The 26,949-nt window shown below is 49.1% G+C and carries 21 protein-coding genes; 18 read left to right on the forward strand and 3 right to left on the reverse strand.

The window, feature by feature from the left end:
* Positions 1-6: 6 nt before the first annotated feature.
* The 12 genes from CLV42_RS24385 (at position 7) to CLV42_RS24440 (ending at position 10,927) form a co-directional block, all read left to right on the forward strand.
* Positions 7-675 (forward strand): response regulator transcription factor, encoded by a 669-nt coding sequence (locus CLV42_RS24385; protein WP_106604542.1) that lies wholly within the window; start codon positions 7-9, stop codon positions 673-675.
* Between the two features lie 59 nt (positions 676-734).
* Positions 735-1,316, forward strand: a complete 582-nt coding sequence (locus tag CLV42_RS24390; protein WP_106604543.1) for a histidine phosphatase family protein — start codon at positions 735-737, stop codon at positions 1,314-1,316.
* Between the two features lie 353 nt (positions 1,317-1,669).
* Positions 1,670-2,542: a sensor histidine kinase gene (locus CLV42_RS24395; protein WP_106604544.1), complete on the forward strand. Its 873-nt coding sequence runs from the start codon at positions 1,670-1,672 to the stop codon at positions 2,540-2,542.
* Positions 2,526-3,152: a response regulator transcription factor gene (locus CLV42_RS24400; protein ID WP_106604545.1), complete on the forward strand. Its 627-nt coding sequence runs from the start codon at positions 2,526-2,528 to the stop codon at positions 3,150-3,152. The genes CLV42_RS24395 and CLV42_RS24400 overlap by 17 nt, the downstream gene beginning before the upstream one ends.
* A gap of 84 nt (positions 3,153-3,236) precedes the next feature.
* Positions 3,237-4,658: a tRNA (N6-isopentenyl adenosine(37)-C2)-methylthiotransferase MiaB gene (gene miaB / locus CLV42_RS24405; RefSeq protein WP_106604546.1), complete on the forward strand. Its 1,422-nt coding sequence runs from the start codon at positions 3,237-3,239 to the stop codon at positions 4,656-4,658.
* A 67-nt stretch (positions 4,659-4,725) separates the two neighbouring features.
* On the forward strand, positions 4,726-5,979 hold the full coding sequence (locus CLV42_RS24410; RefSeq protein ID WP_106604547.1) for a sigma-54 interaction domain-containing protein: 1,254 nt from the start codon (positions 4,726-4,728) through the stop codon (positions 5,977-5,979).
* 55 nt (positions 5,980-6,034) lie between these two features.
* A complete protein-coding gene (gene lptE / locus CLV42_RS24415; protein WP_170117632.1) occupies positions 6,035-6,550 on the forward strand; it encodes an LPS assembly lipoprotein LptE in 516 nt (171 codons plus the stop codon).
* A 47-nt stretch (positions 6,551-6,597) separates the two neighbouring features.
* Positions 6,598-7,725, forward strand: coding sequence for a hypothetical protein (locus CLV42_RS24420; protein ID WP_106604549.1), 1,128 nt, complete (start codon positions 6,598-6,600; stop codon positions 7,723-7,725).
* Positions 7,726-7,736: 11 nt separating this feature from the next.
* The gene (secG, locus tag CLV42_RS24425) at positions 7,737-8,090 is read left to right on the forward strand and encodes a preprotein translocase subunit SecG (protein ID WP_106604550.1); all 354 of its coding nucleotides are present in this window, start codon (positions 7,737-7,739) and stop codon (positions 8,088-8,090) included.
* Positions 8,091-8,159: 69 nt separating this feature from the next.
* The gene (gene mltG / locus CLV42_RS24430; protein ID WP_106604551.1) at positions 8,160-9,218 is read left to right on the forward strand and encodes an endolytic transglycosylase MltG; all 1,059 of its coding nucleotides are present in this window, start codon (positions 8,160-8,162) and stop codon (positions 9,216-9,218) included.
* A gap of 11 nt (positions 9,219-9,229) precedes the next feature.
* Positions 9,230-10,201 carry a YihY/virulence factor BrkB family protein gene (locus CLV42_RS24435; RefSeq protein WP_106604552.1) on the forward strand — a complete coding sequence of 324 codons (972 nt, stop codon included), beginning with the start codon at positions 9,230-9,232 and terminating at the stop codon, positions 10,199-10,201.
* Positions 10,202-10,324: 123 nt separating this feature from the next.
* Positions 10,325-10,927 (forward strand): redoxin domain-containing protein, encoded by a 603-nt coding sequence (locus tag CLV42_RS24440; RefSeq protein WP_245901726.1) that lies wholly within the window; start codon positions 10,325-10,327, stop codon positions 10,925-10,927.
* A gap of 14 nt (positions 10,928-10,941) precedes the next feature.
* Here CLV42_RS24440 and CLV42_RS24445 read toward each other — a convergent pair whose 3' ends face one another.
* The 3 genes from CLV42_RS24445 to CLV42_RS24455 all read right to left on the reverse strand — a co-directional run bounded on the left by CLV42_RS24445 (position 10,942) and on the right by CLV42_RS24455 (position 16,849).
* Entirely contained in the window at positions 10,942-13,455 is a 2,514-nt protein-coding gene (locus tag CLV42_RS24445) for a M14 metallopeptidase family protein (RefSeq protein WP_106604554.1), read from the reverse strand.
* A gap of 50 nt (positions 13,456-13,505) precedes the next feature.
* A complete protein-coding gene (locus tag CLV42_RS24450; protein WP_106604555.1) occupies positions 13,506-13,928 on the reverse strand; it encodes a toxin-antitoxin system YwqK family antitoxin in 423 nt (140 codons plus the stop codon).
* Between the two features lie 143 nt (positions 13,929-14,071).
* The gene (locus tag CLV42_RS24455) at positions 14,072-16,849 is read right to left on the reverse strand and encodes a TonB-dependent receptor (protein ID WP_106604556.1); all 2,778 of its coding nucleotides are present in this window, start codon (positions 16,847-16,849) and stop codon (positions 14,072-14,074) included.
* 161 nt (positions 16,850-17,010) lie between these two features.
* Between CLV42_RS24455 and ggt the strand changes: the two genes are divergently transcribed.
* The 6 genes from ggt (at position 17,011) to CLV42_RS24485 (ending at position 26,886) form a co-directional block, all read left to right on the forward strand.
* Complete coding sequence (ggt, locus tag CLV42_RS24460; RefSeq protein ID WP_106604557.1) at positions 17,011-18,708, forward strand: gamma-glutamyltransferase; 1,698 nt, start codon at positions 17,011-17,013, stop codon at positions 18,706-18,708.
* A gap of 20 nt (positions 18,709-18,728) precedes the next feature.
* Positions 18,729-19,259, forward strand: coding sequence for a DUF1572 family protein (locus tag CLV42_RS24465; RefSeq protein WP_106604558.1), 531 nt, complete (start codon positions 18,729-18,731; stop codon positions 19,257-19,259).
* Positions 19,260-19,268: 9 nt separating this feature from the next.
* A complete protein-coding gene (locus tag CLV42_RS24470) occupies positions 19,269-19,697 on the forward strand; it encodes a hypothetical protein (RefSeq protein ID WP_106604559.1) in 429 nt (142 codons plus the stop codon).
* Positions 19,698-20,034: 337 nt separating this feature from the next.
* The gene (locus CLV42_RS24475; RefSeq protein ID WP_170117633.1) at positions 20,035-21,081 is read left to right on the forward strand and encodes an aminotransferase class I/II-fold pyridoxal phosphate-dependent enzyme; all 1,047 of its coding nucleotides are present in this window, start codon (positions 20,035-20,037) and stop codon (positions 21,079-21,081) included.
* A 2-nt stretch (positions 21,082-21,083) separates the two neighbouring features.
* Complete coding sequence (locus tag CLV42_RS24480) at positions 21,084-21,962, forward strand: TraB/GumN family protein (protein WP_106604561.1); 879 nt, start codon at positions 21,084-21,086, stop codon at positions 21,960-21,962.
* A 190-nt stretch (positions 21,963-22,152) separates the two neighbouring features.
* A complete protein-coding gene (locus tag CLV42_RS24485) occupies positions 22,153-26,886 on the forward strand; it encodes a translocation/assembly module TamB domain-containing protein (RefSeq protein ID WP_106604562.1) in 4,734 nt (1,577 codons plus the stop codon).
* Positions 26,887-26,949: the final 63 nt, after the last annotated feature.

Here is a 26,949-nt window from a genome sequence, read left to right on the forward strand (position 1 = left end):
CATTCAATGAATCACGACATTAGACTAGTGATAGCTGACGATCATGAAATTTTCCGTGACGGACTTGCACTCATGCTTTCGAGGCAACCCGACATTACCCTTGTGGGACAAGCCAACAACGGGAGAGAATTACTGGAACTACTTGAAACTGTCGAAGCAGATGTAGTCATGACAGATCTGAAGATGCCTTTAATGGACGGTATCACGGCCACCCGCACCCTCTTGCAACGGTTACCCCATATCCGGATCATCGCCCTGTCCATGTTCGATGAAGAAGAACTGATCGTCGAAATGCTGGAAGCCGGCGCCAAAGGTTACCTGTTAAAAAATGCCGACAAACAGGAGATCATTGAAGCGATCAACAGCGTATACGAAGACAACATCTTCTACTGTAAACAAACCTCTGCCAAGCTGGCTTCTATGATCGTCAGAAGCCGTTTTAATCCTTCCCGCGACAATGCCCCTGTTACATTCACCGACCGTGAAAAAGAGATCATCCGTCTCATCTGCCAGCAGTTTACCGCCCAGGAAATAGGTGAAAAGATCTTCCTCAGCAAGCGCACCGTGGAAGGACACCGCACCCGCATACTGGAAAAAATGAATGTGAAAAATACAGCCGGCGTCGTGGTATTTGCGTTGAAAAATAACCTGATCAGCGAAGCGGAACTGCTTTGAAGCTTTCATTACTGGCTTTCTGTGCGTATATTTGCGGCAACCAACACATAAGAGTGCCTATGACACGTATAGCCCTGATCCGGCACGGAAGTACTGCATGGAACAAAGAAGGGAAAATGCAGGGCAGCACAGATATTCCTCTGGACCCCGAAGGACTTGAACAGGCCCGTAAACTGGCTATCCGCCTTTCTGACGAACATTGGGACCTGGTCTACTCCAGTCATTTATCACGCGCAAGACAAACCGGCGAGATCATTGCCGCAGGACTAGGCATTACCGATGTACGCCAGGATAAACGCCTCATGGAAGTATCCGGCGGACAAACCGAGGGTACTACCGAGGCTGACAGGATTGCCCGCTGGGGCGCAGGCTGGCGACAGCTGGAACTGGGCATGGAAACAGAACAATCCGTATTAGGCCGAGGCATGGGTTTCCTGGACGAGCTACTGCAGGAACATGCCGGAAAACATATCCTCCTCGTAAGCCATGGCAGCTTTATCCGTCATCTGCTTCGTAAACTGGCACCTACGCTTACACAGGATTCCAACCTTAAAAATACTTCTGTTACACGATTTACGGTGACCGATGACCGATGGGAATGTGAGCTGTATAATTGTACAGCGCATCTGACGGAGGCGTAAGGAGGTGTGGCCGACCTGTCTCCGATATAATCCCGTACAAACAATGTTTCACCTATGTTCATCTTACGTTCATCTTACGTTCCGGAACGTAGGATGAACGTAAGATGAACATAGGTGAAACATTGTTTGTACGGGATCAATACCTGTTCAAATACCGATCAAGGCTTCCTTAAGGTGCGCCTCCTCTCCCACTTGTTAATTTTTTTAACAAACTCTCCCACTTTCACTGTAGCAACACTTTTTTTTTGTAGACTTGTATAAAGATTCAGGGACAACTTTTTCAGCACTACCCCAATAGATATAGATAATCTGTCAGTTATAAGATTCATACCCCTTCATTCTCTGTACGACATATGAGCGAGGAACTGTTCATGCATTTAATTCCCTCTGCGCCGGCCATTTTAGGACCGGTACATAGTTATTCCCTAGGGTTTACCTATTCCGTTACCACTTATCTTGTGTCTTCGGGTATTTTGCCCCTTACCTGCATATGGAGTGTAGCAGTCTGGATACTGGTGATGATGCGCAGGTTGGATAATTATAAGAGAAAACAGAAGGAGCTCTTGCTGAAGTTACAGCAGCAGCAGGCGATGATGACTACCCATGAGCTGGAAATCCAGGAGGCGGAGCGCAAGCGCATTGCGGCGGATATTCATGATGAGATAGGCGGCAACCTGGCTGCCATCCGGATGAACCTGCAAAACCTGCGCTACAGAACGAAACAGGATGAGGTGAAAGCCACCAACCTGTTACGACTGGTGGACCAGACCAGCCAGAACGTGCGCCGGGCCGCTCATAACCTGGTTCCTCCCCTTTTTGGTAATATTCCACTTACTGATATACTGCAATCTTACTTTTCACTGCTCAATTCCTCCAATATCCTGTTCCATTTCTGCAGCAATAAATACCAATCCTGCTTCGATCCCCGGCAGGAGCTGATACTCTACCGCATTATCATGGAACTGACCAGTAATATCATCAGACATGCAAAAGCCTCTGCCGCCACTATCCAACTGCTGTATTACCCGGATTACCTGGAAATAATCGTGGAAGATGATGGGGTCGGATTCCCTGCCTCTGCCGGCAGGGCACAGGGTATAGGACTACCGGGCGTACGGAGCCGGGTAAGAACATTGGGAGGTAAACTACACGTCGATTCAGGCATTTCCGGCACCACCTTCATCATTCACATTCCCGTAATTCCACAACATGCAGCTACCTGTTAATATCATCCTTGCTGACGACCACACGCTTTTTGCCGATGGTATCCATTCCATCCTCCAACAGGTTCCCAATGTGACCGTCCTGGCCATTGCCGCCAATGGCCAGGAACTGATGAATCTCCTCTCCCGCCACAAACCAGATATTGTCATCCTGGACATTAATATGCCTGTATTGAACGGACTGGAAGCGACAAAACTCATCCGCCAGGATTTCTCCTATATCCGGACCATTATCCTCTCCAGCTATAATGACCCGCATCTGATCTCCCTGGCCATCAGTTACGGGGCGGATGGCTACCTGCTGAAAACCTGCAATAAGGAAGAACTGCTGCAAGCCATCCGGCAGGTCAGCAAAGGAAAGCAATGCTTCCCCACTATACCCCGTATGTACCAGCAGGAGACGGAAAATCCGCCTTTCAGGGAGTTTAACCTGACCCGGCGGGAAACGGAGATCCTCCAGCTGATCAATCAGCAGCTGACCAACCAACAGATAGCGGCACATCTATACCTGAGCATTTACACGGTGGAGACCCACCGGAAAAACATTATGCAGAAACTCCAGCTCAAAAGTCCCGCTGCCCTTACCCGTTTCCTATTGGAGAAAGGGCTGTAAACACCAGCTATATTACCTATCATGCCATTCTGTCATTTTCGGATTTATTATGTACTTTTGCTTTCCTAAAATTAGTTGCAAAGGATGTTGGAACAGGTTACAAAAGTGCATGACGAAAGTCGCCAGGGTGAAGCTTACGCACCTCTGGAAGGAGAAACACAGACTTATACCAAGAAATTCTATATAGAGAGCTATGGTTGCCAGATGAACTTTAACGACAGTGAGATCGTGGCGTCCATACTTAAAGAAGACGGTTTTGGCCCCACCCGCAATGTGGAAGAGGCCAGCCTGATACTGCTCAATACCTGCTCGATCAGGGAGAAAGCGGAAACGACCGTACGCAGACGTTTATTAGAATTCCGTCATATAAAACAACGTAACCCAGAGCTGCTGGTAGGCGTGCTCGGGTGTATGGCTGAGCGTTTGAAAGCCAAGCTGCTGGAAGAGGAAAAACTGGTGGATATGGTGGTAGGTCCTGATGCCTACAGAACCCTACCGGCGCTCATTGAAGAGGCTGAAACCGGTCAGAAGGCAGTGAACGTATTGCTCAGCCGTGAAGAAACCTATGGCGACATCAGCCCGGTAAGGCTGGACACTAACGGTGTGACCGCTTTTGTGTCCATCATGCGGGGTTGTAACAACATGTGCTCCTTCTGCGTAGTACCGTTTACACGCGGTCGTGAGCGCAGCAGGGACGTAGCGTCTATCCTGCAGGAAGCCACCGATATGTTCAACCGGGGCTACCGTGAGGTGACCCTCCTGGGCCAGAACGTGGATTCCTATTATTGGGTTGACCCGCAGGATGCAGCTATTGTCACCACCTTTGCCAATCTGCTGGAGAAAGTAGCCCTTATCAGCCCATTGCTCAGGGTTCGTTTCAGCACCTCCCATCCGAAAGATATTACCGATGATGTACTGTTTACCATGGCGAAGTACGAGAACATCTGCAAATACATTCACCTGCCTATGCAAAGCGGCAGCACCCGTATACTGCAGCTGATGAACCGTACCTATACCCGGGAATGGTACATTAAAAAAGTTGACCGCATCCGTGAAATACTTCCCGACTGTGCCCTGTCCACGGATGTTATTACCGGCTTCTGTACAGAAACAGAAGAAGATCATCAGGATACTATGACCCTGATGGACTATGCCAGGTACGACCTCGCCTACATGTTCTTCTACTCCGAACGCCCGGGTACACTGGCAGCACGCCGTTACCAGGACGATGTACCGGAAGAAGTGAAAAAACGGAGGCTGTCGGAAGTAGTAGAGCTGCACCGCGGACAATCACTCAGAAGCATGCAGCAGGATGTAGGTAAAATGTTTAAAGTACTGATCGAAGGCACCTCCAAACGCTCTGAAGATCACCTTTTTGGCAGAACAGATCATAATAAGGTGGTCATTTTCCCTAAGGAAGATTTCCGCAAAGGTGAATATGTATGGGTGAAGGTGAACGATTGTACTGCCGGCACTTTATTGGGAGTTTCGACAGGGAGAGCATAAAAGACAAATTATTGGATCACAGCACCTTTTACAGGCTATACAGCCGGTAAAAGGGTAAATTGAGGATATGGATAACGTACAGTCCATTAAAAACAGGTTTGGCATTATCGGAAACTCACCTGCACTGAACTATGCTTTGCAGGTGGCAGCACAGGTGTCCAACACGGATCTAACCGTGTTGATAGTCGGAGAAAGCGGCGTTGGTAAGGAAGTGTTTTCCAATATTATCCATTCACTTAGTGCCCGTAAACACAATCCTTTCATTGCCGTAAACTGCGGCGCTATTCCGGAAGGGACGATAGATTCAGAACTTTTCGGCCATGAAAAAGGCTCATTTACCGGCGCGGTAGATAGTCGTAAGGGATATTTTGAAACCGTTAACGGCGGTACCATTTTCCTCGACGAGATCGGGGAAATGCCACTGGGTACCCAGGCCCGCCTGTTGCGTGTACTGGAAACCGGCGAATTTATCAGGGTAGGTTCTTCCAAAGTGCAGAAGACAGATGTGCGGGTGATCACAGCGACCAACAGGGACCTGCTCGATCATACCCAGCAGGGAAAATTCAGGGAAGACCTTTACTACCGTTTGAATACCGTTCCCATCAGGGTACCTTCCCTGCGGGACAGAAAAGAGGATATTCCATTATTGTTCCGTAAATTCTGTGTGGATTTCTCAGAACGTTATAAAACCCCGAGCATCCAGCTGGATGACGAGGCCCGTAACATCCTGGTGAATTATCCGTGGAGAGGTAATGTGCGTGAATTGAAGAATATGGCGGAGCAGATCTCTGTACTGGCGCAGGACAAACTGGTCAACGCACATGAGCTGAGGCGTTTCCTGCCTGAGGTGAACGAGCCTTCCAGGCTGCCGATGATCGCTGCGCCACAGGCCAAGCCGAACGGTGACTTTGCTAACGAAAGGGATATACTGTATAAATTGTTCTTCGATATGAAGAAGGATGTAACAGAACTGAAAAAGATGTTCTTCGACATCCTGCAGAACCCTAATATTGCCCATGCCAGCAATTTCCAGGATAGTCACCTGATGCACAACTTCCACCCGCAACCGGAAGTGAGTGTAAGTGCCAGCCCTGTTCCAACAACCATTTCTTCCCCACAGCCGATCATCTTACAGGATAACAGCAAGATCGATCATCACGAAGAAGTAGAGGAAACCTTGTCCATTGCCGACAAAGAAAAAGAACTGATCGTTAAGGCCCTGAAAAAACATAAGGGCAAAAGGAAGGATGCAGCGCTTGACCTGGGCATTTCTGAGAGAACATTATATAGAAAACTGAAAGAATACAACATTAACGAATAGCAGGCACCTGCCGGGGATGACTCCACACCCGGCAGGCAGCCTTAACACATTTAAGATGATCAGATTACTTCAGGGGATAATGACCGTCAGCTTACTGCTGCTATTGGGCGGCTGTTCCATTCATTATTCCGCTACAGGCGCCAGTATTGAACCAGGTGCAAAAACCGTGAATGTGCGTTTTATTGAAAACAGGGCGCCTATCAACAATCCGACGCTGAGCCAGAACCTGACCGAAAGACTGCGTAACAAAGTACAGTCGCAGACAAAGCTGGTACAGATCAATGAAGAAGGGGCTGATTATGAATTTAAAGGCGCGGTAACTGGTTACTCCTTCAGCAACGCCGCGGTAACAAATGTGGACCAGGCAGCTACTTCGAGGCTGACCGTTACCATTAATATTACGTTCGTAAAAAGAATAGGCGATAAAAAAGGGTATACGCAGTCGTTCACCCGCTCTGCCGACTTCTCTGCCTCCCAGTTACCAAGTACGGTGGAAAATGGCCTGTTGGAAAACACGATTCTGCCACAGATAGTGGATGATATTTTTAATAAAGCGTTCGCTAACTGGTAAGTATTACAAAAGCTTTCGTATTTAATTTTTTTTCATACTTTAGCAGCATGACCGCAAACAGGATCATTCAACATATCTTCCAACAACCTGATATTAAACAGGTTGATGAAGCAGCTCTGGAACGGCTGGTAACGTCATATCCCTACTTTACGGCCGCCCGCCTGCTGCTGGCGCGCAAGCAATACAGTGTGCAAAAGAACCTGCTGGCACCGGCAGTAAAGAAGGCACAGCAGTACAGTACCAATATGCATTACTTCTACCGCTTTGTGACCACCGATGAGAAAAGCATAGCGCCTGAGGTAGCTGAGGTAGAGGCACCGGTAGAAGTAGAAGCAGCACCAGCACCTGTTCCTGCTCCCGTTCAGGAAGCCCCTGTCAATGTATTCCCGGACGAACCGGTAACAGCGGCTCCTGCGCCACAGCCGGTACAGGATACCAAGATCCATGTAACCGTACCTAAAGCACCGACAGAAGCACCACCTGCTATACCTGATACGAAGTTTACAGCTCCGGTATACAATACAGAAGAAGAACTGACAGTTACTGCCAATGATGTGGTAGCAACGCCAGTAGCAAGCGCAGCTCCCGAGCCGGTTCCGGCAACAGCCGCCCCTACCCGGGAAATACCACCGGCAGCACCGGCACCTGAGCCGGCAGCATCAACGGAAAAGCTTCCGCTCAATGTCCTGAATGTAGAGTCAGAGCCTATTAAAATATTCCCGCTGGATACTTCTGACACCGAAGAAACCTCGCTGACCTATCAACCTTTGTATACCGATGATTATTTCGCTTACAAACGTATGAAAGAACCAGAGCAGGCAGAGGAACTCAATGAAAAAGGAGCGGCAGAAATGAAGAGCTTTACTTCCTGGCTCAGGGAGATGAAGCATACCTTTGCTGAAAAGGCCAGCAAACAATGGTACCATCAGCAGATGCACCGCAGTTACGAAGATGCTGATCCTGAAGTATCTGAAGCAGTGGAAAAGATGGCCATGGAGTCTATCACCCTGAATGATGACATCGTTTCGGAGACGCTTGCTGAGATCTGGGCACGCCAGCACCAGTATCAGACGGCTATCCACATATATCAAAAATTAAGTTTGCTTAATCCCAACAAAAGCGCTTATTTTGCGCAAAAGATCAAAGAACTTAAGTTACTAACAGAAAAAAGTTAATTTATTATACTATGTTGTTGATTTTCGGCATATTAATCATCCTGGCCTGTGTGTTATTGGGCTTTTTCGTACTGGTACAGAACCCTAAAGGTGGTGGTTTATCCGGTAGTTTCGGTGGTTTTGGCAACCAGGTGATGGGCGTACGTCAGACTACAGATGTCCTTGAGAAAGGTACCTGGATCCTGTCTGCTATCATTGCCGTACTGTGCCTGACCTCTTCTTTGTTTGTTGGCAAAGGCACCACTGCTCCTGAAACAAGAAAAGCTGTTATGGAACAGAATGTGACCGTGCCTACAGCTCCGGCTCAGGCGCCAGCTACACCGGTAAATCCGACGCCAGCGCCTCAGGCTCCAAAAAGACAATAATATTCAAGCTATTAAAGCTATTTCAGAACCTCGCCGTTACAAGCGAGGTTTTTTATTGAATACCATCCTATGGCAAAGAAAAGTAAAGCAAAAAAAAGTCAAACGAAGAATGTGTGGATTAAACGTATGCTGGTAGCTATCTGCGCGATCCTGGCAGGGCTGCTCGTATACATAGGGTATCGTGTATTTGGCCCCAATACCAAAGCGTTTGGGGATAGTAAATTTTTCTACGTACATACCGGCAGCACCTATAAGGATGTGCTGGATGGCCTGGAAGAACAGGAGATCATCCGTAGCCGCACCAGCTTCGATTGGGTAGCCCGGGAACTGGGATATGCCAACCGGGTAAAAGCCGGTAAGTACAAGATAAACCGTGGTATGAGCAACTTCGATATCGTGAAGCTGCTGCGCGCCGGCCGACAAACACCGGTAACTGTGACCATCACCAAACTGCGCACCAAACAGGACCTCGTCAGGAAGATCTGCAACAACCTGGAAGCCGATTCTGCTACCTTTCGTGCCCTGCTCAGCGACCAGGTATACCTCCGCCAGTTCGGACTGGATACCAATACCGTGATGTGCGCCTTCATTCCGAACAGCTACCAGTTCTACTGGAATACCACCGCAGAAGCCGCCTTCAAGAAGATCGAAAAGGAAACAGCCGCTTTCTGGACAGACGAACGTAAAGCAGCTACCCGCCGTCTCAACCTGAATACGACACAGGTGATGATCATCGCCTCTATCGTGGAAGAGGAAACCAATAAAAACGACGAGAAACCACTGATTGCCAGTGTATATATCAACCGCTTCCGTAAAGGCATGCGCCTGCAGGCAGACCCTACGGTGAAATTCGCGATACAGGACTTCTCCATCCGCAGGATCAGGGAAGGACATATCGCGTTTCAGTCGCCCTACAACACTTATCAGAATGCCGGTCTGCCACCAGGCCCTATCTGTACCCCTTCCATCAAAACCATCGAAGCGGTGCTGAATACGCCGGACACTGATTATATCTATTTTTGCGCTAAAGCTGACTTCTCCGGATATCATGCTTTTGCCGCTACCTACGCCGAGCACATGAAAAATGCACAGGCATTCCATGCTGCATTGAATGCGCGCGGGATTTAACATAAACAGTAATGCCGTTCAGACCAGAAAAGATCATTCTTGCATCCAGACCTTTCCGTAAACTGGTAAACATCAGCAAAACACTGGTGTTGCCCGGTTTTGAGGGAGTGCCCCTGTACGATGTGACCAAGTTCTTTCTGAAGGAAATGGGTAACCGGAGTCTCGGGGAACGGGCAGCTGCGATCTCTTTCAACTTCCTGCTGGCCATTCCCCCTTTCTTCATCTTCCTGTTCACCCTCGTACCCTACATTCCCATGAAAAATGTGGAGGCTACCCTGTACGAGCTGGCAGAAGATGTGACGCCCAACTACAATACCTATATTATTTTACGGGACATGATCCATGACTTCCTGTATACCCACCGTAATGGCTTGCTGTCTATTGCGTTCCTGACGGGATTTTTTGCTTCCTCCAATGCGGTAATGGGACTGGCCCGTTCTTTCAATAAAAAGTCGCCCGGCTTCCGCCGCAGAAAATGGTGGCAGAAAAGGCTCATGGCCCTGAAGCTGACACTCATACTGATCTTTCTACTACTGCTGACCATCATCCTGATCATTGCACAGGGTACTGTACTGAGTTTCATTTTCAAATACCTGGGCATCACCGATCCCCGCATACTGTCTATGGCCGATATGACCCGCTGGATACTGATCGCTTTACTCTTCTTCTCCATGCTTTCTGTGATCTACCGCTTCGTGCCGGCTACGACCAAACGCTGGAAGTTCATTACTGCGGGGTCCACCTTCGCCACTATCATGATGATCGTGGTGACCATCCTCTTTTCCCTGTTTGTCAACAACTTCGCCAACTACAACAAAATATACGGCTCCGTGGGTACTATCCTCATCCTCATGCTGTCCATCTACCTCTATTCCTTCATCCTGCTGATCGGTTTTGAGCTGAATGCCAGCATCCGTATCCTGAAGGAAACGGCCGAAACCCGTAAGGAAAACCTCCCTGAGGAGGTACGCGGCCTCTCCTGATAAATTAGATAAAAATCACACATATTCGTATCTTTATAACCGGAACCAGCCGTCGGTTCCTTCATTGTACACCCCTGAATAAAAGATAAGGAGGGGGTTAGTGTTAACCTGAAACCTATATTTATGAGAAACGTATACTGTCTATTGATCCTATGCTTGTGGTTGGTGGCGATGCAGCCCCCTGGAACGCTTCCATTGGAAATAGGAGCGCCTTTACCTAAAGCAGATGTTGTATTGCAGGATTTTTCCGGTAAAGAGATCACGCTCAATAAAGCAAGATTAAGTAACGGATTACTCGTGATGTTCTCTGGTAATGCCTGTCCTTATATTGAAAGAAACCAGGCACGCACGCAGGAGATCTGCAAATATGCACTCAGCAATAATATCGGAGTAGTGCTGGTCAATTCAAACACCGCCGGTACTGATGAAAAATCCATGCTGGCAGCCATGAAAACCTATGCCGCCGGTCAGCAGTTCAACTGGTACTATGTAGCAGATAAAAAAACGGAATTAGCAGACGCTTTTGAGGCGAATCATATGCCGGAGTGTTACCTGTTCAACCAACAGGCAAAACTCGTTTATAAGGGCGCTATTGACGATAACCCGGGTAATGCGGAAGCTGTCAGAATGCGGCACCTGAGTAATGCCATCAATGATATGCTGGCAGGTAAGGCTGTGCGGGTAAACTCCACACAGGCACTGGGATGTAATATCAAGAGATTCTAAATTTTACCAACGGACTACCAGACCATAAACAGCGCATTGCCGAACATCAGTTTCCCGTTTTCCCAGAAGCTGCGGAACAGCGGGTCGTCTGCCATCAGTACGATCTTACCTTCCCCTATTTCCTTTACACCGAAGAGTAAACCGTCTCTGAGTTTCTTACGTGTTTCCATACCTACGAAACCACTGAGATAATTGTCTTTCTTGAGTATACCCACATTCCAGCCGCCTTCTTCCAGGTAGTCGTATATCCTGCTGTCCTGCTTCAGGGTATAATAAACTGCCGGAAATCCGAAGGCCAGCGGGTGTGTAGTGTCCAGCTGCACTTTGTAAATGGCGCCGGGAATGAGTTGTTTGACGCCTTCCCGCTCCCGGTTGGCGTAAGACTTCAGCAGGGAGTAGTCATCTTTCTTTTCATCCCTTTCTTCATCCTCTTTTTTCTGGTGAATACCCCAGTCGAGGCCAGCCACCTGTGCGAGCGCTCCCTGTAGGGCGATCAGCTTACCACCACCGCTGATCCAATCTTTCAGCTTATTGCTGTTTTCTTTATCTGCCAGGAATTTATAATTGCCATCAGGGAGTATCAGCACATCGAGGGTTTTCCAGTTCACCCAGGGCAGTTGTTTTTCATCTACGATAGTGAGCGGGTAACCGATCTGCTGTTCGAAGAAATGCCACACTTCTCCCGCGGCGAGAGAGGAGGCGCCTTCCCCCATTACAACAGCCACCCTGATAGGTTTGATAAACCGTACTTTCTCTGATCCGAAGTCGACACCTTTCTCCACAAAACCGGTATTCACCGCATCCAGTCCTGTTTTATAAGTATTGGCCAGTGCAATGACCTGTTCGTCAAATTGAGCGCCTGCAGCCTCATTGCCCGAGCGGGTAATGATCAGCGTACCTGCAGGAAAGGATTTGCCACCTGCAATAAAAGCGCCTTCCGCATACCTTACACGAATGTGTTTCTGCAGCAATGCCGAAAGGAACCGCACATCTTTGATACTGTTCCAGCGGGCCAGGTAAGCGTAAGGTCTGGCGGCCGCCAGATAATTATTCATATTATTCTGCAGACTGTCTTTTGCCGGCGTCAGCTGCTGGCGCACCCCATAGGTTTGCAGGCCGTAAGCGTAAGGCAGGGACCAGGCAGTGATATCATACGTGACGGAATCGGCTAAACGGGAATCCGGCTCGAACAGTACTTTCAGCAGGTTGGACCTGGCCTGTGCAGCACTGATCACCATGTCTTCCTTTTCTATGCTGAAGTTCTCCGTTTTACCATTGAAGTAGTTAAACCCGACGGCTTTATTTACAGCTGAGCCATATCCGAAACGAATACCATTCCTGTTGAGCAAAGTGCCGAGGGAGGCCAGTTTCTCATAATTACCAGCAGCCTTTACCACATAAGAAATATAAGGGCCTTCCGGCGCCCGGATGGCTTCCAGGAAATAGTGGGCGAATTCTTTCAGCAGCAGTGGGGCCTGTTGTGAAGAGATCTCTATGGTAGAAAGTCCCGTGGTACGGTGATGGGCAATACGTTCAGTAAGCGTCAGGGTATCGCCATCCTGTTTCAATCCGGCCAATCCTGCACGTCCGCCGCCCCCCTGTTCATAAGTCATACCGATGGCACCATTGTAAGTAGGATAGGTATCTCCATAGCTGGGGTAAAACATATCGAAGAATTCCTTGGTAAAATACAGCCAGCCTTCTTTATCAAAGTAACGTGCATTGTTCTTGCCGATCAACATCTGCATGCTGCGTTGCCAGGGCTTGATAATATCATGAAAAGGCTCTGCTGCAGGCGCGAAGTAATAAGGCGCATCGATGGACTGCTCATGAAAATCCACATGTACCTGTGGCATCCAGCGATTGTATTGAAGCGCCCGATCCTGCGATTCCACCTGTGTTTGCCAGGCCCAGTCACGGTTCAGGTCAAAGTAATAATGGTTGGCCCTACCACCCGGCCAGGGTTCATTATGCTCTCTGGCAAACAATAAAGGATCTGCATAACGGGTATGCACCTGGTTGTAGAAGTTCACGTAGCGTTCCCGTCCGTCGGGATTGAGACAGGGATCAATGATCACAACCGTATTCTTCAGCCATTCCTGCTGTGTTTTATTCTCTTTATTGGCCAGCATGTACAGTGTAACCATAGCCGCTTCCGTAGATACCGCTTCATTACCGTGTACATTATAACTCAGCCAGACAATCACAGGATCGCCGGTGGCGGGCTTGCCATTCCCACTGGCCATTTCCAGGTTGTGTTGTCTTATCTGTTCGATTTTACTAATGTTCTCAGCGGAAGATATGATGGCCAGCATCAGGGGGCGGCCTTCATAGGTTGTACCATATTGTGTCAGCCGCATATTGGGCGTAAGCGCTGCTACGGCTCTGAAATAGTCAAGCACGCGATAATGAGGCGTGAACTGGGTTCCGGGCGCATAACCGAGAAACTGATCTGGCGTAGGCAGGATCTGTGAAAACCCTGTCTGCATCATGAGTAATATTAGGGACGATAACAGGAATTTGCGCATATTGAGCCTTCAATTTATTTACCTAAGATAAACAATTGAAAGGGTTTTTCTTACTCCACACTTTCACCTATCAGGCCGAAGTATTGCACACATTCAAGATGGCCGTCCTGCCGGTAGTAGCGGAACTCCCCCACCCTGTTATCTTCATGCCAGATGCCGGTTTCCGAGAGTTTACCATTATCGAAGAAAACAGTCCTGACGCCTTCCATTCTCCCCGCCTTCCGGTAATACACTTCTTTCAATTTACCATTGTCATAATAGATCTCTACTTTCTCTTTGCAGGGATCGTCGGTAAAGCCATATACTTTCCACTGGATATGCCCGTTCTCCTCCCGCATTACCTGACGCAGGCGTTCACTGCTATGTTGTTCATCCCTGGCAATACAACCTGATCCACTGATGGCAAACAGTGACAGAAGTAATCCTGGAAGCAATGCGCTGTATGTATTTATAGAAGTTCGTTCACCGGACATGCTGATGCGGATAAATAACTTGAAAAGCTACACTCAATATAGTAAAATATAATAATATAAATAACAGGAAAAGTGAGTATATCAATGGAATGAATGCACGAAATCACTCATTCCATTGATATTTATTCAGTTATAGTAAATGATTACAGGTTCAGTTCCAGCCTTGCAAACAGGAAACGGCCGTTATAACCGAACTGTGTGGCCCTTCTGCTGTACCTGAACTGGTTATTGGTGGTATTGGCAGGGTTGGCTACCAGGTCAGGATATATGTCAAACACATTATTGGAACCGATACTCAGTTTCAGGGCTGGCGTCAGTTTATACCCCACGGCCACATCAGTCACGACCTTGGCAGAGTAAGTCTGGAAGAAAGCAGGATCATTAGTGGCTTCTTCTACAGTACCGAAGTGAACGCTACGCAGGAAGGCATTGAACTTACCGATGTTGTAAGACAGGGTCAGGTTCACTTTCTCACGGGGTACGGTCCTTTCCAGGTAGATCCTGCTGGCCCGGCTGAAGTAGATATTCTCTTTGCCTTTCAGTTTTTCAGAAGCCTTGATCGGCCCAACCCTTTGGGTATAGCTGTAAGTACCGGAGAGGTCGGCGCGGAGCGTACCTCTACCCAGCTTTGTGCTGTAGGTCAGTACCAGGTCAACGCCTTTCGTCTCTGAATTGATCGCATTCGCAAAGAACGCGGCCCTGTTGGCATTCGCGAGCGACAGCAGCTGGTATATTTCCTTGTCAACAGCAGACGCGGTATCAGCATTGCTTCCGGAGAACTGGTCCGTATATACGATACGATCATCGATATGTGTAAAGTAGCCATCCAGCGTCAGGTTAAACTTACCAAAGGTGCTGGTGAAACCGGCGCTGATGCTTTTGGATTTCTCCGGTTTCAGCTGCGGGATGCCCAGCAATTGCGCCGGCCGGCTGTCGTTGGTGAAGGTGCCCACTTCATAAGGCACGCCATCCACAAACAAAGTAGAGGTAGAAGAATAAAAGCGTTGGTGCAGGGAGGGTGCTCTGAACCCGGTACTGGCCGATCCCCTGATGGCAGTGTGCTCACTCAGTTTATAACGGGCTGTCAGTTTACCATTCAGCGTGCTACCGAAATCGTTATAGTTCTCAAAGCGTAGGGCGCCTCCCAGCAGGAATGCGGCTGAGAAGTTAGCTTCTACATCCACATAAGCGGAAATAGCACTGCGGGTAGCCCTGATCGCATTCTCCGGACGGAAGCCGGGGAACACTTGTGCACCACCAGCCCTGGGTGTACCATCAGGTCCGAAAACGGTATTGACAGATCCTTGCGGGTCTGGTATCAGGATGTCATGACCATTGGCGTCTACGCCGATCTTCCTGGCACGGCCATAATCTGTATAAGAGTTCTGAGCACCTGCTACCAGCTGATACTGCTCAAAGCGATGCTCCGTACCAAAGGCTACATCCAGTCCTTCGAGCACATCAAAGCGGCGGGAGAAATCGAGGTTAGTGGTATTCTGGGTGAAGATAGGTCCGCCGCAGGTAAAGCTTGTGGGAGATGCTTTACCCAGCGATGCGTTCAGCGAATTTTCCACTTTGAAGCCAAACTCATTACGGCCATAGGCATTGCTGAAGTCCACCTTCCACTCGCCCAGGCTACCACGTATCCCTCCTGCAAAAGAACGGTCATAAATATCACTGTGTATTTCCGGCAGGAAGCCCAGGGGATAGATCTCCAGTACATTTCTGCTGTCGTGTGGCAGACGGTATACACCCGCCGCATTTCCGTTACGGTAACCAATGCCTCCGAAGAAATAAATTTCCGCATTGTTTTCCAGTGGTATGCTGGCATTTACAAACAACTGTGCACTGCGCAGTTTCGACTGTCCTGCGCGCATGCGGATGTCGTTACGGGTAATGTTGTTGGCCACCAGGAAAGAATCCGTTTTATCAACGCCGCCGGGATAGGTGCGATAGATGGCCCCTACCCATGGTCCGGAACGGTTGGTATAATTACGGTAATCATAAGAGCCTCCGATATTGATATATCCTCCTTTTGTACCCAGCGGAATACCATAGTTCACACCGGTCTGCACGGTCTGACCGTCCATATTATCATCTGCCTGAGAAGTGACATTAGCGCCGGTGGTTACGTTTACGTTCAGGCGGTTCACGGTACTTTTCAGGATAATGTTGATCACGCCGGCGATGGCATCGGACCCATACTGGGCAGCAGCACCATCACGCAGTATCTCGATACGGTCAATGGCAGCTGTGGGAATAGCATTCATGTCAGTACCTACCGCACCGCGACCGAAGCTACCGTTCACATTCACCAGGGCGGTATTGTACCGGCGTTTCCCGTTCACCAGCACCAACACCTGGTCAGGGCCGAGACCACGCAGGGAAGCGGGGTCGATATGGTCTGTACCGTCTGCCACAGTTTGCGTACCAGAGCTGAACGACGGCGCCACATAGTTCAGGATCTGGTTGATGGACACCTGCGGGGCATCGGCCACAATACGTCTGATATCGATCACATCTACCGGAACAGGTGTTTCCGTCTGTGTACGCGGCCGGTTACGGGAACCTAATACCACCAGTTCATTGATGGTAGTACTTTCTTCTTTCATGACTACATCCAGCGTGGTGGTTTGTCCGGCGATAACGGTCACCGTTCTACGCTGCGGCGGATAGCCCAGAAAACTGATCAACACGGTATGATTGCCAGGGACTACCTCCAGGGAAAAGCGTCCCTGCGCATCGGTATATGCGCCTCTATTGGTATTTTCAATACGCAGCGTAACGCCGGGCATCGGTGTTTTACCATCAGTAACAGTGCCCTTAATGACGCCTGTCTGGCCATACGAGGATGCTGATATACATAAAGTAAGAATGACAAGAAGCGCAAGGCTCCTCAGATGGGTTACCAGGTGTAACATAAGATTCGATTTAGATTTGGGTTTTTAGATTTTGAGTTGTTCTTTTGGTTATGGTAATTGCTACAAGAACGAATTGATCTGTCTATTACCTAAAATACTAATTTGACAGCGTATTTGGAACAACTTGTCAAGATTCAACTCAGGATTAAACTCATAAACGCATGCGTACGATAACGGTTTTACTGGCTATAACCCTTGCCAGCACAGCTTATGCCCAGCAGCCATCTACTATTAATGCCTATCATTATCAAGTTAAAAAAAGTGTCACGGCCAGTCACGGCGCCGTTGTATCAGCCCATCCGCTGGCCAGTCAGGCCGGCCTGCTGGTCTTACAACAGGGCGGTAATGCCGTAGACGCGGCCATTGCCACCCAGCTGGCGCTGGCAGTAGTATACCCCGCAGCGGGTAACCTGGGAGGCGGCGGCTTCCTGGTGGCACACCTGAAAAACGGGAAGGACCTGGCTATCGACTACCGGGAAAAAGCGCCTGCGGCAGCTTCCCGCAATATGTACCTGGACGCTTCCGGTAATGCCAATACAAAACTCAGCCAGGACGGTCACCTGGCAGCAGGCGTACCTGGTACCGTTGCTGGTATCTTTGCCTCCCTGCCTTATGCAAAACTGACCATCCAACAGCTCATCGCTCCCGCCATTACATTGGCGGAGAAAGGGTTTGCCATTACAGAAAGGGAAGCCAACAGCCTGAATGCAACACAGGAACTCTTCAATAAGCTCAATACACAAGCCAGCGCTTTTGTGAGAAAAAGACCCTGGAAAGCCGGGGACACCCTGGTACAGAAAGACCTTGCCGCCACCCTGAAAAGGATCAGCGTCAATGGCCGGGCAGGCTTTTATGAAGGGGAAACCGCGGCGCTCATCATTGGAGAAATGAAACGCGGTAAAGGGCTGATCACCGAAGCTGACCTGAAGGCTTATGAGGCCAAAGAGCGGACGGCTGTTTCCTTCTTCTATAAAGAATACCGTATCGTTACCATGCCCCTCCCTTCCAGCGGTGGCGTAGCCCTGCAGCAGATGATGGGGATGGTGGAAAAATATCCGCTGAATGCCTGGGGCTTTCATTCTGTCAACGCCATGCAGCTCATGATCGAAGCTGAACGCCGCGCCTATGCTGACCGCGCGCAATACCTGGGTGATCCTGACTTTGTGAAAGTACCGGTAAAACAACTCACTTCTGCCGCTTACCTGCGTGAACGCATGAAAGATTATAATCCCCGCCACGCCGGATCCAGCAAACAAACCGGCGCAGGAGTGGCTTATGAGAGTGAGGAGACCACACACCTCTCCGTGATGGACACCGAAGGTAATGCCGTATCTGTAACCACCACCCTGAATGGCGGCTACGGTTCCAAAGTAGTAGTAGGCGGCGCCGGCTTTTTCCTGAACAACGAAATGGACGACTTCAGCGTAAAACCCGGTGTGCCGAATATGTACGGTCTTGTGGGAGCAGAAGCAAATGCAGTGGCTCCCGGCAAACGTATGTTAAGCTCTATGACACCTACCATCGTACTGAAGAAGGATAAACCCTATATTGTAGCGGGTACTCCCGGAGGTTCCACCATCATCACTTCCGTGTTCCAGACCCTACTCAACATCCTCGAATTCAACCTGCCTACACAACAGGCAGTAGATGCTCCCAAGTTCCATCATCAGTGGCTGCCCGACCAGGTGGATGTAGAGGAAGACTTTGACGAGACCCCTTTACAGGGACTCAGGCAAATGGGATATAAGGTAGTACCCCATACTCCTATAGGTCGTACGGAGGTTATTAAAGTAAATGCCCAAGGGCAACTGGAAGCGGTAGGCGATAAAAGAGGCGATGACAGCGCCGCCGGTTATTGATCGTTACTAAACTACTTTTTATGATAGAACAGATCTTCCTCGATAGTGTACTGAAAAGATTCGCATACTATAAATCCCTTGGGGATAAAACACTCGCTGAACTGACCGGCGAACAGCTACACTGGCAGCCGGAAGGGGAACCTAACAGTATCTGCCTCATCGTGAAACATGTGAGCGGTAATATGCTTTCCCGCTGGACGGATTTCCTGCACTCCGACGGAGAAAAGCCCTGGCGTAACCGGGATGTGGAGTTTGAAGAGGATAAAACATCCGCAGAAGAAATTATCAGACTATGGGAAACCGGCTGGAAATGTATGATGGATGCCATCAGCGCCTTGCAGCCCGACGACCTGGAAAAGACCGTTTACATCCGCAGTGAGCCGCATATCGTGCTGGATGCTATCAACAGGCAGCTAAGCCACATCCCCTACCATGTAGGACAAATTGTGTACATTGGTAAAATGATCAAAAAAGCTGACTGGAAAAGCCTCTCTATCCCTAAAGGACAGTCGCAGGCATTTAACCAGGACATGTTCGGAAAAAAGCAATAATAACATACCATGAAGATCAGATTACAGGCCATCCTATCCGCAGCTATACTGGCCATTATGTTCAGCGCATGCAGCAGCGGCCGTACAAACGACCTGCTCGTGCACAAGAAATGGCGAGTGTATGATGTGGTCATTCCACCGGGATCGGCTTACGATATTACACAGATCAACCAGGCGACAGAACTGAAGAGAGGCTATTACACCAATGTGTTCTACCAGTTCCTTGACAATAACCTGTTCATCGCTACCATTGATAATAAACCGGATTCCGGCAAGTATAAATTGCTGAGTGATGGTAAGGTTATTTCTGTTACAGCAGCCAATGGCCTGCGGTCTGCAGAAAACCTGGTGACGGTGGTGAATCTTGATGAGACGCATTTTGATATGAAGGTGAAATCAGGGGATTATTATTTCATATTGAAGACGAAATCGGAATAAATGTGTTGTGGTGGGGATCCTCCGTCCCGGGGGCGCGATAACCGGGGGTTTTCAACCCCGGGCTACAAACAAAACGACCCCTAAAGGGGTCGATTGACGGGAATGGATGCGTTGTGCCGTCCCCCGTGGCATCCGACAACCCGGGGTTAAAACCCCGGGCTACAAACAAAACGACCCCTAAAGGGGTCGATTGACGGGAATGAATGCGTTATGCCGTCCCCCGTGGCATCCGACAACCCGGGGTTAAAACCCCGGGCTACAAACAAAACGACCCCTAAAGGGGTCGATTAGAGCGAATGAATTTGTTATGAATGCTGGAATTAAAAAGACTCATGACATGCAGACACAATTCACACATACAACGCCTACCGGCAAAACGAATATCTCCGGAAAAGAATATCTCTTCTTTTCCGGATTTTCTTATCTGGGCTTACACGCGCTTCCTGCCTTTAAGGAGCTGCTGAAACAGGGCATTGATGAATATGGGACTACTTTTATTTCCTCCCGTATCGCCAATACAAGACTGCACCTGTATGATGAGCTGGAGCATGCCCTGGCCGTATTGCAGCAACAACAGGCATCAGCCACCTTTTCTTCCGGCTTCCTCGCATCCCAGGCGGCCGTACAATATGCGGCTACACAGGGAGAACTGTTGTATGCACCATCCGCTCATCCTGCTTTATGGAAAGGGCAACCCGTCATTCCTGTACAGGAATGGTCTGCCTGGGCCGCAGCAACAGTGGAGAAGGTCAATGCACATCCGGACCATAGTTTCGTGATTGTGGCAGACAGTGTGAACCCACTCACCAGTACCATCAATGATTTTTCCTGGCTGCAGACATTGCAACGGCAGGTGCTGGTACTGATTGATGATGCGCATGGCATTGGTGTGATCGGCACAGATGGCAATGGTATCATAGATCGCCTGCCACAACATCCGCCCGTACATTATCTGCTGGCAGCTTCCCTTACCAAGGCTTACAGCGCCCAGGGAGGTGTAGTATCGGGCCATGCATCAGCCATTGCCGCTATTAAAAAGCTGCCCCTGTTTACCGGCGCTACGCCGATGATGCCGGCCAATGCCTGGGCATTCCTGCAAAGCTTTTCATTACACAGCGAACAACGGCAACTGTTGCAGCAGCGGATCAGTTATTTTGCATCCCTGACGGGAAATGTCGGATATTTGTATAACCCCTTCCACCTGCCGGTATTCCTGCTGAAAGACAGTGCCGGTATCGAAAAATACCTGCTGGAGCATGATATTATGATCTCCTCATTTGGTTATCCACATCCGGATAGCCCGCCTGTGAACAGGATCATTGTTTCTCCCCGGCATTCGGAAGAGGACCTGTATATACTCCATCAGTTACTCGTAAACAGATAGACATGTTATTCAAAAAGATACCCTTGCTGCTTTCCTGCAGCCTGTTGTTATTGACAGCCAAAGCCCAGCAGCAAACGGACGCGAAGTCTTCCCTGCTCTGGGAAATATCCGGTAAAGGCCTGCAAAGCCCTTCCTGGCTCTATGGTACTATTCATGCTATCTGTCCGCAAGACCATCAGTTCTCCCCTGCCACTCTCAATGCGCTGCAGCAATCCAAGGCATTGTACCTGGAAGTGAACATCGACGATATCCGGGAGACCAGCCGTTTACGGGAAGCCGTGCTGATGCCGGAACCCTACTCTTTTAAAGCCCTGTTTGCAGCGGATGACTATGTGAAATTGTCTGCCTGGTTCCATGACTCCCTGAACATACAACTGGCGCAGCTGGACAGGCTGAAGCCACTGGTCATCTATTCCCTCATGATCCAGAAGTTCTTCGCCACGACCTGCGAACAGCCGGCATCTACAGAGGCAGAATTCATCAAACTGGCCAAGGCACAGCAACTGCCGGTCAAAGGACTGGAAACCGTCATGGACCAGCTGGCCATTTTTGACAGCATACCAGATACGGAAGAAGCCGCAATGATGCTTAAAACGATTACCGATACGGCGAAATCCAGGGATGTGTACATCAAGATGATGGCGGCATACAAGCGGGGCGACATACAGGCATTGTACAACCAGATCATTGAAACAGAAGATATGCTCCAATATAAGGACCTGCTGCTGGACAGGCGTAACCGTAACTGGATCAGTATCATCAGCAGTGAAGCCGGCAAAGCATCTACATTCTTCGCCGTAGGCGCCGGCCACCTGGGTGGTAACATGGGGGTGATCGCATTGTTGCGGAAAGAAGGATATACTGTTAAACCTGTGTTATAACGCAATACTCATACAATACTCACAGACGATGACCGGTACTTCTGCGTTCTCTTATAGTTCTATCAAGTAATTCAACTATTTTTGCCGGATTAAATATCGCCGTCTGAAAAAAGTACGTAAAATATTATCTGTTATCTTCCTGAGTTTACTGGGCCTGATCATCCTGCTCGGCGTACTGGTAAACATCCCGGTGGTACAGAACTTCCTGGTGCATCAAGCCACCCAACGCCTGTCGGCACAACTGAGAACAAAAGTAGAGATAGACCATGTCACCCTGCGCCTGTTTAATAGCTTTCGCCTGGAAGGCACGCTGATAGAAGATCGCCACAAGGATACCCTGCTCTATGCCCGCGTACTGCAACTGCGCATTACAGACTGGTTCTTTTTCCAGGACAAACCCGTTATCAAGTTTATCGGACTGGAAGATGCCGATGTGAACCTGATACGCCACCGGAACGATTCTGTGTGGAATTACCAGTTCATCATAGACGAATTCAGCACACCGCCGGATACCACCCTGAAGCCCCGTAAAGGCAGCGGCGGTATTTCCCTGGACCTCCGTAAGACAGACCTGCGCAATGTGCGCATTAACCAGATAGATGCCTGGATAGGCGAAGACATGCGTGTGGCGGCTAAACGCATTTATCTGGATGCCAAAAATATCGACCTTACCCTGCACAACATTGATATACAGGAGCTGACACTGGATAAACCTACGTTTATCATTTCCCGGTACCCGGCTTCTCCCCTCCGTAAGAAACGCCCTGCGCCACCGGCAGCACCGCTGACGGATACAGCCGCTATTCCCGCCCTTCGCTGGAACAGCGCCAACTGGAAGCTGCTGGTGAAAGAAATCTCTATTAAAGACGGTACGCTAGGGGTAGATGACCTGGAAGATAACACCCCGGTAAAAGGAGGTTATTTTGCGCCCAATCATATCCGCTTCAACAAGATCGACCTGTCGCTGACCAATACCAGCCTGGTAAAAGACAGCCTATTCGGAGATCTGACCATGAGCACAAAGGAACGCAGCGGTTTCGAGGTGAAAAAGCTGACCGCACGGTTTAAGATGTCGCCGGTAGAGATGGAATTTTCCCACATGGACCTGTTCACGAACCGCAGCCACCTGCGGGATTACTATACCATGCAGTATGCTGATATCAGTGACATGAACCACTATGTGGACGAAGTATATATGCGGGCACATATTGTAAACAGCACCCTGCATTCTGACGATATCGCCTACTTTGCACCCGAACTATCCGACTGGAAAAAGGAGATCTCCCTGAGCGGAGACGCCCGTGGCCCAGTCAGTAATCTGAAAGCATCCAACATCCAATTGCAAGCCGGTACCACTACCCGCCTGAAAGGAGGACTGGAAATGCGTGGCCTTCCCGATATCAATAACACCTATATTGACTTTCACGCAGAGGAACTGGTCACTACCGGCAATGATATTATCAGCATTGCCCCCGAACTGCGGAATGTGGATCCCCTGCAACTGGACAGGCTGACCAATATCCTGTTTGCAGGTACTTTTACAGGATTCGTCAACGACTTTGTAGCATACGGTAAATTCCAGACCAACCTGGGTAACCTGAATTCCGATCTGAACTTCAAAACGAACAGGGATGTACCGGTATATTCAGGAAGCCTGACCACAGATGCCTTTAACGTAGGCGCCCTGCTAAACGTGCCTGAGATATCCACCGTCTCCCTCAACGCAAAACTGAATGGGGAAGGTTTCAACATCAGGACCCTGAAGGCAGCCGTAGATGCTGACATACAACATATCACACTGAACGGTTACGATTATAGCAATATCAAGACCAAAGGGGAAATGAACCGTAAATTCTTCAACGGTTCCCTGACGGTCAATGATCCTAACCTGGACATGGATTTTGCTGGTACCATAGACTTCAATGGTGATGTACCGGTATTCGATTTTGATTCCGACATCCGCCATGGCAACCTGAGAGCTTTAAAACTGACGAACGATTCCATCGTGCTGCAGGCCAAACTGGCACTCAACTTTGCCGGCGATAACATAGATAACTTCAAAGGTTCTGCCAGGGTATACAATGTATCGCTGTTCAAAGACCAGCGCAGGCTGGAGTTTGACTCCCTCAACGTATCCACTCACCTGGAAAATAATGTGAAAGTGCTGGCCATCCAGGGTAGTGAGATCGGCGGATATGTAAAAGGGAATTACAGTTTCATGCAGCTGCCGGATGCTTTCCGCCTCCTGCTGAACAGATATTACCCCAGCTACTTCCCTGAGGCGCCTAAAGGCAATATCCAGCAGGATTTCTCTTTCGCCTTCCAGCTGGGGCAGGTAGACAAACTAATACGTGGCTTTTCAAAAGATATCTCCGGCTTCGACAACTCCACTATAGAAGGTAACCTGAATACCATCAGGGGTAACCTGGCGCTGAATGTCAACGTGCCGCTGGCCTCTTACCGGAATTATCATTTTGAAGGACTGCAGCTAAAAAGTACTGGTACCTTCGACAAGATAGATATCAGCACCAGTATTGGAAAAGTACTTTCTGGCGATAAATTACTACTACAACATCCGCTCATCCTGGCCAATTCCGGCAGGGATACTTCCTATATCAAAGTGGACCTGCAGGCGATAGATTCCTCCACACTGGATGGTTTCTACGCCAGGGTGATTACCGTGGAAGACGGCGTGAAGGTGAGCTTCCTCAACAGCGCCTTTACCGTCAATGAACGGCAATGGAATGTTACCCCGGGTAATGAGATCTATTGGAGCAAGGATTTCCTGACCATTCACAACCTGCAGGTAACGAGGAACGAACAGAGTATCACCGTAGAGACCAACGAATTCAACCCGGACGAGTCTAAATTTATCGTGAACCTGAAAAACCTGAACCTGTCAGATGTGATCCCCTCCCAGCTGACCAGCATGAGGATAGAAGGTTTTGCGAATGGTACCATCAATATTTCAGATCCTACCCATAACCTGGATGTTGATGCCCTGATCACGACCAGTGAGCTGCGTATTGACAACGACTCCATTGGCCTCGTGGCCTTTGAAGGTGGTTACAAACAGGAAACCGGCGATGTTACCTTCTCTGTCAGATCAGAAAACAAGGGTAAGAACTTCTTTGCGGAAGGCCTGGCAGGGGTTTCTTCTACGAACAACAGACTGCAGGCAAATGTGGAACTGAATGGGACCTCCCTCAGTGTAATGGACCGCTTTGTAAATGAATATGTGACGGACCTGAAAGGAATGGCTTCCGGTAAGCTGTCCATAACGGGTACCACCCAGCAGCCATCGGTACATGGTAACCTCCGTGTAGACAGTGCAGGCCTGAAGGTGTTATACCTGGGCACCTATTACACCATCCCCCGCCTCAATGTAAACATAGATGATAACCTGATCGAATTCGGTAACTTCTTCATAGTAGATAAGAACAACAGCAAGGCTACTGCCAGCGGTTATATTTCACATGATCATTTCAATAACCTGAACTTTGACTTTGACGTAACCGCCCGCAACTTCATCTTCCTGAATACAGGAGCGGCAGACAGTGACCTGTTCTATGGGAATGTCATTGCAGATGGTAAGGTCTATTTCTCTGGTCCGCTGAATGACCTGCAGCTGCGCATACAGGCAAGGCCGGGCAGGACCACCCATTTCTATCTGCCATTGTCAGACAGTAAGGACATCGGCCGTTCAGATTACATCACGTTCAAATCTTACGGAACGGAGATGAAGGAAGAGAAGAAAAAGAAGAAAGACAACGTCAAACTGAGTGTAAAGCTGGACATCTCTGCTACACCAGACGCCCAGATCGATGTGATCATGGATGCCGCCTCCGGTGATATGATCTCCGCGAACGGTACCGGTAACCTGCAGATCAACGTGAATACAGAAGGCGATTTCACCATGTTCGGTAACTACGAGATCAATAACGGTTCCTACAACTTCACCCTGCAAAGGCTGACCAGTTGGAAGTTTGACATAGATAAGAGCAGTTCCATCACCTGGAATGGCGATCCTACTGAAGCCAAAGTGGACATCCACGCTAAATATACCCTGCCTAAAGTAAGTCTTTATAACCTGGTGGGTAGCTCCTCCACTGCGGGCGACAAGCTGGCCACCCGTACCGAAAGGGTGGATATCCTCATCAATCTCCGGAATGAGCTGATGAAACCGGACATTACGTACGAGATCAGTCTGCCGGAAGTAGGTTCCGTGGCTTACGAAAGTGGTGTAGCTGCTAAACTGAGGGAAGTCAACCAGGACCAGAACAAGGCCCTGCAACAGATGGCCGGTCTCCTGCTGTTCAACCAGTTCCTGCCGGATGATCCTAACTCAGCCGGAGGCGCCAGCGTGGCTACTACCGGTAAGAATAGTGTGGGACAGGCATTGAGTGCGCAGGCATCTGCCATTCTGAACAATATTACCGGCACCCTGCTGAAGAACAGCGGTATCGGTATCAATGTAAACTACAGGGCTTATAATATTGGTAGTCAGGATAATGCATCCCTGGACCGTAACCAGGTGAGTGCCGGGGTGACCAGTAACCTCTATAATAACAGGATCAGGCTATATGTGGGTGGTGATTATGATTGGGGTAAGGCCAGTACCTCTGCCAATGCCAACCGCTTTGCGGGCGACTTCCGGGCTGAATACCTGCTGACACCGGAGGGCCGTATCCGTATCAATGCCTTCAGTAAATCGGATTATGATGTATATAACCTGGTGAACCGTAATAAGGCGGGTCTGGGTATTTCCTATATAAGGGAGTATAATAAGTTCTCAGAGTTGTTTAATGAGCGGAACAGGCAAAGGCGTATTGACTCGTTTAGAAGAGCCGAAGCTATCCGGCAGGAAGAGATTGAAAAACAGCGTGAAAAGGAGGATAGTTTAAAGAAGAAGGGAGTTAACTAGAAGGGCATATGTTTGTACATTAAAAAAGGAATCAGTGTTGAGCTGATTCCTTTTTTAATTGAC

This window comes from Chitinophaga ginsengisoli, from assembly GCF_003014595.1.
Lineage (GTDB): Bacteria > Bacteroidota > Bacteroidia > Chitinophagales > Chitinophagaceae > Chitinophaga > Chitinophaga ginsengisoli.

Excerpts from the sequence above, each read along its gene's own strand:
- CLV42_RS24385 (WP_106604542.1), top strand. The coding sequence starts at position 7 with ATGAATCACGACATTAGACTAGTGATAGCTGACGATCATGAAATTTTC.
- CLV42_RS24390 (WP_106604543.1), top strand. The coding sequence starts at position 735 with ATGACACGTATAGCCCTGATCCGGCACGGAAGTACTGCATGGAACAAA.
- CLV42_RS24395 (WP_106604544.1), top strand. The coding sequence starts at position 1,670 with ATGAGCGAGGAACTGTTCATGCATTTAATTCCCTCTGCGCCGGCCATT.
- CLV42_RS24400 (WP_106604545.1), top strand. The coding sequence starts at position 2,526 with ATGCAGCTACCTGTTAATATCATCCTTGCTGACGACCACACGCTTTTT.
- miaB (WP_106604546.1), top strand. The coding sequence starts at position 3,237 with ATGTTGGAACAGGTTACAAAAGTGCATGACGAAAGTCGCCAGGGTGAA.
- CLV42_RS24410 (WP_106604547.1), top strand. The coding sequence starts at position 4,726 with ATGGATAACGTACAGTCCATTAAAAACAGGTTTGGCATTATCGGAAAC.
- lptE (WP_170117632.1), top strand. The coding sequence starts at position 6,035 with ATGATCAGATTACTTCAGGGGATAATGACCGTCAGCTTACTGCTGCTA.
- CLV42_RS24420 (WP_106604549.1), top strand. The coding sequence starts at position 6,598 with ATGACCGCAAACAGGATCATTCAACATATCTTCCAACAACCTGATATT.
- secG (WP_106604550.1), top strand. The coding sequence starts at position 7,737 with ATGTTGTTGATTTTCGGCATATTAATCATCCTGGCCTGTGTGTTATTG.
- mltG (WP_106604551.1), top strand. The coding sequence starts at position 8,160 with ATGGCAAAGAAAAGTAAAGCAAAAAAAAGTCAAACGAAGAATGTGTGG.
- CLV42_RS24435 (WP_106604552.1), top strand. The coding sequence starts at position 9,230 with ATGCCGTTCAGACCAGAAAAGATCATTCTTGCATCCAGACCTTTCCGT.
- CLV42_RS24440 (WP_245901726.1), top strand. The coding sequence starts at position 10,325 with ATGAGAAACGTATACTGTCTATTGATCCTATGCTTGTGGTTGGTGGCG.
- CLV42_RS24445 (WP_106604554.1), bottom strand. The coding sequence starts at position 13,455 with ATGCGCAAATTCCTGTTATCGTCCCTAATATTACTCATGATGCAGACA.
- CLV42_RS24450 (WP_106604555.1), bottom strand. The coding sequence starts at position 13,928 with ATGTCCGGTGAACGAACTTCTATAAATACATACAGCGCATTGCTTCCA.
- CLV42_RS24455 (WP_106604556.1), bottom strand. The coding sequence starts at position 16,849 with ATGTTACACCTGGTAACCCATCTGAGGAGCCTTGCGCTTCTTGTCATT.
- ggt (WP_106604557.1), top strand. The coding sequence starts at position 17,011 with ATGCGTACGATAACGGTTTTACTGGCTATAACCCTTGCCAGCACAGCT.
- CLV42_RS24465 (WP_106604558.1), top strand. The coding sequence starts at position 18,729 with ATGATAGAACAGATCTTCCTCGATAGTGTACTGAAAAGATTCGCATAC.
- CLV42_RS24470 (WP_106604559.1), top strand. The coding sequence starts at position 19,269 with ATGAAGATCAGATTACAGGCCATCCTATCCGCAGCTATACTGGCCATT.
- CLV42_RS24475 (WP_170117633.1), top strand. The coding sequence starts at position 20,035 with ATGCAGACACAATTCACACATACAACGCCTACCGGCAAAACGAATATC.
- CLV42_RS24480 (WP_106604561.1), top strand. The coding sequence starts at position 21,084 with ATGTTATTCAAAAAGATACCCTTGCTGCTTTCCTGCAGCCTGTTGTTA.